General features: G+C 75.2%; 9 protein-coding genes. 3 read left to right on the top strand and 6 right to left on the bottom strand.

From position 1 onward, the window contains the following. A partial coding sequence (gene bla / locus ACZJYS_RS21140) for a class A beta-lactamase (protein WP_493180229.1) occupies positions 1 to 792 on the bottom strand: 792 nt, incomplete at its 3' end. Positions 793 to 897: 105 nt separating this feature from the next. Here bla and ACZJYS_RS21135 point away from each other — a divergent pair. Next, the gene (locus ACZJYS_RS21135) at positions 898 to 1,764 is read left to right on the top strand and encodes a LysR family transcriptional regulator (RefSeq protein ID WP_109518283.1); all 867 of its coding nucleotides are present in this window, start codon (positions 898 to 900) and stop codon (positions 1,762 to 1,764) included. Positions 1,765 to 1,890: 126 nt separating this feature from the next. Beyond that, a complete protein-coding gene (locus tag ACZJYS_RS21130; protein WP_379651350.1) occupies positions 1,891 to 2,334 on the top strand; it encodes a cupin domain-containing protein in 444 nt (147 codons plus the stop codon). Between the two features lie 31 nt (positions 2,335 to 2,365). On the opposite strand, the gene ACZJYS_RS21125 is transcribed toward ACZJYS_RS21130, so the two are convergent. The 3 genes from ACZJYS_RS21125 to maiA all read right to left on the bottom strand — a co-directional run bounded on the left by ACZJYS_RS21125 (position 2,366) and on the right by maiA (position 4,850). After that, positions 2,366 to 3,778, bottom strand: coding sequence for a M20/M25/M40 family metallo-hydrolase (locus ACZJYS_RS21125; protein WP_493180228.1), 1,413 nt, complete (start codon positions 3,776 to 3,778; stop codon positions 2,366 to 2,368). Between the two features lie 84 nt (positions 3,779 to 3,862). Beyond that, complete coding sequence (locus ACZJYS_RS21120) at positions 3,863 to 4,234, bottom strand: hypothetical protein (protein WP_493180227.1); 372 nt, start codon at positions 4,232 to 4,234, stop codon at positions 3,863 to 3,865. Continuing rightward, positions 4,224 to 4,850 (bottom strand): maleylacetoacetate isomerase, encoded by a 627-nt coding sequence (gene maiA / locus ACZJYS_RS21115; RefSeq protein WP_109518279.1) that lies wholly within the window; start codon positions 4,848 to 4,850, stop codon positions 4,224 to 4,226. The genes ACZJYS_RS21120 and maiA overlap by 11 nt, the downstream gene beginning before the upstream one ends. Positions 4,851 to 5,079: 229 nt before the next feature. Between maiA and ACZJYS_RS21110 the strand changes: the two genes are divergently transcribed. Next, positions 5,080 to 5,532, top strand: coding sequence for an Lrp/AsnC family transcriptional regulator (locus ACZJYS_RS21110; protein WP_109518278.1), 453 nt, complete (start codon positions 5,080 to 5,082; stop codon positions 5,530 to 5,532). Positions 5,533 to 5,544: 12 nt separating this feature from the next. Here ACZJYS_RS21110 and ACZJYS_RS21105 read toward each other — a convergent pair whose 3' ends face one another. Next, positions 5,545 to 6,465, bottom strand: a complete 921-nt coding sequence (locus tag ACZJYS_RS21105; protein WP_493180226.1) for a glycosyltransferase family 9 protein — start codon at positions 6,463 to 6,465, stop codon at positions 5,545 to 5,547. Continuing rightward, positions 6,466 to 7,377: glycosyltransferase family 4 protein (locus ACZJYS_RS21100; protein WP_493180225.1), on the bottom strand; the 912-nt coding region annotated here is incomplete at its 5' end.

Here is a 7,377-nt window from a genome sequence, read left to right as displayed (position 1 = left end):
CGCCCGGCCGCCCGGCGGCAGCAGCAGGCCGACATCGTTGGCGGTGTTGCGCCCGCCGCTGCCGGTCTTCTCGGCGGCGCGCCAGCCCGCGGGCAGGCCGGCGCGCAGCCGCCTGTCGCCGGTCCGGTTGCCCAGCAGCCAGCCCATCAGCCGCTCGCGGGAGGCGGCGGAGAGCGCCTCGCCCAGCGTCAGCGCCCCGATCAGCCCCAGCATCGCCTCGGGGCTGGTGGTGTCGCGCGGGTCGCCGGGGGTGGCCTCGTTCAGCGCCGTCTCCCAGCGGTCCAGCCGCGTCACCGGGTCGCCGAGGTCGCGGGCGAAGGCGGTGAGGCCGGCCGGGCCGCCCAGCGTGCCGAGCACCAGGTTGCCGGCGGTGTTGTCGCTCAGCGTCACCGTCGCCGCGCAGAGCGCCTCCAGCGTCATGCCGGGGCCATCGGCCTGCGGCTTGGTCACCGGCGAGTAGGTGACGAGGTCGGCGCTGGAGAAGCGCAGCACGCGGTCCAGCCGCTCCTGCCCGGCATCGACGCGGCGCAGCACGGCGGCGGCGGCCAGCAGCTTGAAAGTGCTGGTCAGCGGGAAGCGCTCCGCCGCGCGGTGCCCGGCGCGCAGCCCGCCGGGGGCCGCCTCGCGCACCGCCACGCCGAGCCGCCCGCCGCTCTCCGCCTCGATCGCCCGCAGCCGCGCCTCCAGCGCCGCCTGCCGGCCTTCCGCCGCCGCAGCCCGCCAGGGCATGGCGCCCCACAGCGCGCCCGCGCCCAGCCCCGCCACCATCATCATCCGCCGCCCGATCGTCATTGGCCCGGCTCCTTTCGTTGCGGGCGCACAGTGGCGGCGCCATGCCCCCTCGACAAACGGGGAGTTCTGGGGCGAAACCCCAGGAAAACTTGGGCATGAAATGGCATGCGCACCCATCTCCCCCTCAACGCCCTGCGTGCCTTCGAGGCCTCGGCCCGGCATCTCAGCTTCACCAAGGCGGGGCTGGAGCTGCACGTCACCCAGGCGGCCATAAGCCATCAGGTGAAGAGCCTTGAGGAAAACTTGGGCATCGCCCTGTTCCGGCGCCTGCCGCGCGGCCTCGCCCTGACCGATGAGGGCGCCGCCCTGCTGCCCGAGATCGCCGAGGGCTTCCGCCGCATCGCCCGCAGCCTCGACCGCTTCGAGGCCGGGCAGGTGCGGGAGGTGCTGACGGTGGGGGTGGTGGGCAGCTTCGCGGTGGGCTGGCTGCTGCCGCGGCTGGCGGCCTTCCGCGCCTCGCACCCGTTCATCGACCTGCGGCTGCTGGCCAACAACAACCGGGTGGACCTCGCCGGCGAGGGGCTGGACTGCGCCATACGCTTCGGCGACGGCGCCTGGCACGGCACCGAGGCCGTGCATCTCTTCGCCGCCCCCTTCTCGCCCGCCTGCGCCCCCGGCATCGCCGCGCGGCTGCGGCGGCCGGAGGATCTGGCGGGCGAGACGCTGCTGCGCTCCTACCGCGCCGATGAGTGGTCCCGCTGGTTCGCGGCGCAGGAGCTGCCCTGCCCGCCGGCGCGCGGGCTGGTGGCGGACAGCTCGCTGGTGCTGGCCGAGGCGGCGGCGCAGGGCGCGGGGGTGGCGCTGCTGCCGCTGCGGCTCTTTGCGCGGGAGCTGCGGGAGGGGCGGCTGGCGCGGCCCTTCGCGGCCGAGGTGGCGCTCGGCGCCTACTGGCTCACCTGGCTGCGCTCCCGCCCGCCGGGGCCGGCGCTGCGGGCCTTCCAGTTCTGGCTGATGGAGCAGGCGGCGGGCTGACGCCCCAGGGGCGAGGCCAGGGTACGAGGCCAGGGACGGGGCCAGGGACGACACCGGGGGGGACGCGGGCGGAGAAACGCTCTAGCCTGGGCTGCAAGGGCCGGATCACCGGCCCGGAGGAAACGCATGCGCCCTGCTTCGATTCGCGGCCTCGCCCTGGTGGCCGCCACCCTGCTGCCCGCCCTGGCCCTGTCGGCCTGCGCGCAGGCGCCGGCCGACCCGCCGAAGCCGAAGGTGACGGAGATCTATCGCGGCAGCACCACCGCGCTCGGCCAGAAGCTGCGCTTTCCGCGGCAGGACGGGACGCTGGTGGCCTCGATCTACGAGATCCCGCCCGGTGCCCGGCTGCCGGTGCACCGCCACCCGCAGCAGCGCCTCGCCTATGTGCTGGCGGGGCGGCTGCGCGTCGGCACGCCGGAGGGGCGCGGCTGGGAATATGGGCCGGGCGAGATCGTGGTGGAGATGCTCGACCACTGGCATTCCGGCGAGACCCTGGGCACCGAGGCGGTGCGCCTGCTGGTGATCGACCAGACGGAGGGCGACACCGCCAATGTCGAGCTGCACCCGTAGCGGGGCGGCGGGCCGCCCCGCCTGAGCGGCCTCAGCCGCGCGGCGGCGTGCCCGGCTCGCCCAAATCCCACCACATGCCGGCGAAGGCCAGCAGCCCCTCGCGCGCCGGGGCCTTCAGCAGGTGCTCGTCCGGCCCGTGCTGCTTGCAGCCATTGTAGCTGTGCGGCACCCAGACCAGCGGCACGCCGAGATGGTCGACGAACACGTCGCCCGGCAGGCCGCCGCTGCTGTTGGGGATGATCTGCACGCGGCCGCCGAGGCTCCGCTCCATGCTGGCCTGCGCCCAGCGCACCCAGGGGTGGTCCGGCGCGGTGCGGCTGGCGGGCATGCGGACGAAGGCGTTCTCGATGCGCACCTGCTGCAGCCCGTGCGCGTCGAGATGGGCGCGCAGCGTGGCCTCGAAGGTGGCCGGGTCGCTGTCCACCGTGTAGCGGATCTGGCAGTGGGCGCGGGCGTCGGGCGCCACGGCGTTCACCGGGTTGGCCGGCACGCCGCTGGTCATGGCCAGTACGATGAAGCTGTTCCAGCCATAGATCTTCTCGGCCGGGGTCAGGCCGGGCTCGCCCCAACCCTCGTCGATGGTCGCGGCGCCGTCGCCGCCGCCCACCGGGCAGCCTTCCAGCACCGCGCGTACCGCCGCCGGCACGCCGCCCTGCGCGCCACCCTGGGGCAGCCAGCCGCGCACCAGGATCTTGCCGTCGCGGTCCATGATGGTGGAGAGGGCATGCGCCAGCACCACCGCCGGGTCGGTGGTCAGGCCGCCCCAATGGCCGGAATGCACGCCGCCCTCGCGCAGCTTCACCACCAGGTCGCAATGCCAGGTGCCGCGCGTGCCGGTGGCGATGGTGGGCAGGCCCGGCTCGACGCGCGGCCCGTCCGAGGCGATCAGCGCATCCGCCTTCAGCGCCTCGGCCTGGGCGGCGACGAAGGCGCGCAGCCCCTTGCTGCCGCGCTCCTCAGCCATCTCCAGCACCAGCTTCACATTGGCGCCGAGCCGGCCGCCGCGCTCGACCAGCACGGCCTCCAGCGCGGCGAGGTTGAGCGCGTGCTGGCCCTTGTTGTCGGCGGTACCGCGCCCGTACCAGCGGTCGCCCTTGTCGGTCAGCGCCCAGGGGGTGAGGCCGGGGGACCACTGCGCGTCCAGCCCCGCCACCGTGTCGCCATGGCCGTAGAGCAGCGCGGTCGGCAGCGCCGGGTCCTCGATGCGGGTGGCCATCAGGATCGGGCCGAAGCCGGGCTCGGGGTTCTCATGCAGGCTGATGGCGAAGCCCATCCGCTCCAGCCAGGGGGAGATGGCCTCCTCCAGGTAGCGGCGCAGCGCCGGCGCATGCTCCGCCTCCTGCGAGGTGGAGGGGATGGCGACCAGCCGCGCCAGCAGATCCTGGAACCCTCCCTGGTCGAAGAAGCGCCCCGCGCGTTCCAGCGCGCCGTCCCGCGTTGCCATGCCCTGCCATCCTTCCGTCACCATCGGCGCATGGCCCAGGCCATGCCGCAATGCGCAAGGCTTTGGCGCCGCGGCGCCACGCCGTCAACGGGTGCGGGCCGGTGCGCCCCCGGACTGGCCGCCCCCGCCGAGGCCGGCGCCGAGCAGCGCGGCGGCGGCCATGGGCAGCGCGGCCCCCATCAGCGGCGCCGCCAGCCCCTGCCCGCCGGCAGGGAGCTGCACGGGCGCGGGCGCCTCCTCCTCCGGCGGCGCCAGGGTGGCGGACGGCCTGGCGGGCGGCGCCACCAGCCGGGGCATGGGCTGGCCGCGCGGCGGCACCACCACCCCGGCCTCGGCCGGCACGGACAGGCTGCGCAGCTGGGCCGAGGCGGGGGTGGCGGCGGCCAGCAGGGCCGGCAGCAGGGCGGCCATCGCCAGCGCCGCGCGGGGGGCGGCGATGCGGGGTTCAGGCGGCATCGGGTGTCTCCGGCATCGTGTCGCGGAAGGCCGGCAGCGTCATGCTGGCGGCCTCGGCGGAAAGCAGGCGGGGGAAGGCCAGCTGCACGCCGAAGCGCCGCGCGGCGTAGAGCTGCGGCACCAGGAACACATCGGCGAGGCTGACCCGGGCGCCGAAGCAGAACGGGCCGGGGCTGTCGGCCAGCAGCCCCTCGCAGGCCTCCAGCCCCTCGCTGATGGCATGGCGCGCCCAGCCCTGCACCTGCCCTTCCGTCAGGCCGGCGGCGCGCAGCCGCGCCAGCACGCCCGCGGCGTGCAGCGGCTGCGTCTCGCAGGCGATGGCCAGGGTGAAGGCGCGCATCCGCGCGCGCTGGGCCGGCTCGGGCGGCAGCAGCGGCGGGCTCGGCCACATCTCCTCCAGCCATTCCACGATGGCCAGGGACTGCGTCAGCGACCCGCCCTCCGGCAGCTCCAGGATCGGCATCAGCCCCTGCGGATTGAGGGAGACATGGCCGAGGTTGCGGGGGCCATCCTGCGGCAGGTCATGCAGCAGGGTCTCGACCTCGACCCCCTTCAGCGCGAGCGCGATGCGGACGCGCCAGGTGACGCTTGACGGGATGTAGCCATGCAGGCGCATGCCGTCCTCTCCTTTACGTGATCGTGCGGCCCGGCCGCACGACTTGTCAATCCGCTGGACGCTGACGGCACCCGGGATTGCTCCCAGGCCCACCATTTGTCTCTTTTACGATAATGGCGACATAATTTCCGGACAAATATGGCGGGAATTTGGATTTTCGCGCAGGAATCGAACTGTGGCAGTCGGCGCGGCAGCGGCTATTCAGGTCAGGCCATCCTGGGAGGGCCCCGTGGACCAGACCGACCGCCGCATCCTCCGCGCCCTGGCGCGCAACGCCCGGTTGACGAATGCCGAGCTGGCCGAGGAGGTGGGCCTCTCCCCCTCCCCCTGCTGGAGCCGGGTGAAGCGGCTGGAGCAGGCCGGCGTGATCCAGGGCTACGTGGCGCTGCTGGACCCGGCGAAGCTCGGCCTGCCCGACATCGTCTTCGTCGAGGTGATGGTCGAGAAGCATGACGAGGCGGCGCTGGCGCAGTTCGAGCGCGCGGTGCAGGACATGCCGGAGGTGCTGGAATGCCACCTGACCACCGGCGCCTACGACTACCTGATCAAGGCGGCGGTGGGCGGCACGGCGGGCTACGAGACGCTGCTGCGCGAGAAGCTCTACCGCCTGCCCGGCGTGCGCCACACCCGCTCGGCCTTCACCCTGCGCTGCCTGAAGCGGGCGATCTCGCCCACCCCCTGACGGCCGGGGCGCTCAGGACGGCGCCAGCCGCTCCAGCGCCGCGCGCACCGCCGCCTCGGGCAGCTCCGCCAGCGGCAGGTGCCGCAGGAAGGCCGTGGCCGGGCCGCGCGGGGCGCAGAGCGCGGGGTCGCTCTCGGCGCCGAACAGCGACAAGGTGGGGCAGCCGGCGGCGGCCACCAGATGCGTGGGGCCGGTGTCGTTGCCCACCGCCGCCACCGCCGCCCGCGCCAGGGCGCCGATCTGCGCCAGGCTGGTGCGGCCGGTGAGGTCGAGGCTCCCGGGCGCCGCGGCGGCCAGGATGGTGGCGGCGAGCGGCGCCTCGGCCGGGCCGCCCAGCACCGCCACGGGGCGCCCGAGGCTGGCGGCCAGGGCGGCGAATCGCTCCGCCGGCCAGCGCTTGCCCGGCCGCCCCGGCGAGGCGCCGGGGATCAGCAGGACGAAGCGGGGTGGCAGGGCGAAGGCCGAGAGGTCGTCCTCCAGCCAGTCCAGCGCGGGCGGCGGGAAATGCGTGATGCCGGCGATGGCGAGCTGCTCGCGCTGGCGCTCCAGCGTGTGCAGGGAATCGCGCGCCGGATTGGCGTGGCGGTGGCTGGCGCCGCGCGCGATGCCGGACCATTCGGGCCGCCCGCCCGTGAACAGGCGGTAGCGCGAGGAGCGGCGGGAGGTCTGCAGGTCATAGACCCGGTCGAAGCCGGCGCGGCGCAGCCGCCAGGCGAGGCGCGCCACGCCGGCGAGGTCGGTCCAGTCGGGCCGGCCATCGGCCCAGATCTCGTCGAACCAGGGGGCGCGGCGGGCCAGGCCAGCGAAGGGCGGCGTGGTCAGCAGCGTGATGCGGGCGCCGGGATGGTGCGCGCGGATGGCGGCGAAGGGGCCGAAGGCCTGCACGAAGTCGCCCAGCGCGGCCAGCTTGATGACGAGGATGCGCGGCGCCATTCAGAGCAGCTCCCGGTACACGGCGAGCGTCGCCTCCTGCATCGCCGCGGTGGTGTAGCGGGCGCGCACCATGGCGCGGGCGGCCTCGCCCACCGCCGCGCGCGCCCCGGCCGGCAGGGCCAGCACGCGGCCGATGGCGGCGGCCAGCGCCGCCGGGTCGCCGGGCGGCACGCGCCAGCCGGTCTCGCCCTCCTGCACCGTCTCGCGCGGGCCGCCGAGATCGGCCGCGATCACCGGCCGCGCCATGGCCTGCGCCTCGATGACGGTGCGGCCGAAGGCTTCCGCGTCGGTCGAGGCGTGCAGCACGATGTCGGCCAGCAGCAGGGCGGCGGGCATGTCGTCGCCGGGGCCGGGCAGCACCGCGTCGCCCGCGAGGCCGAGCGCGGCGAGGCGGCCGCGCAGCTCGGCGTCAAAGGCGCCGCGCCCGGGGTCGCCGGCCAGGATGGCGAAGGGGCGCGGGGCGGGCATCCGGGCCAGCGCCTCCAGCAGCACCCCCTGCCCTTTCCAGCGGCTGATGCGCGCGGGCAGCAGCAGCACGGGCCGGCCTTCTGGCACGCCCCAGGCGGCGCGCAGCGCGGCCACGCGCTCCGGCGCCACCGCCGCCGGGTCGAAGCGCCGCAGATCCACCCCGCGCGGGATGACCCGCAGCCGGTCCTCCCCCACCCCGTGCCGCGACCGCACCAGATCGGCAATGAATTCACTGATGGCGATGACCCGCTCGCCGCGCGCCATCACCCCGTTGTAGAGCCGCTTGCCGGGGAAGTTCTCGTTGTAGGTGCCGTGATAGGTGGTGACGAAGCGCGCCCCCGCGCGGCGCGCCGCCCACAGCGCCGACCAGGCGGGAAAGCGGCTGCGCGCATGGACGATGCGCACCCCCTCGGCCGCAATCAGCCGCCGCAGCGCCGCGGCATT

This window comes from Roseomonas sp. TS2, assembly GCF_058833935.1.
Note: the sequence above shows the minus strand (reverse complement) of the source record. Positions and strands in the feature narration are given on the sequence as shown.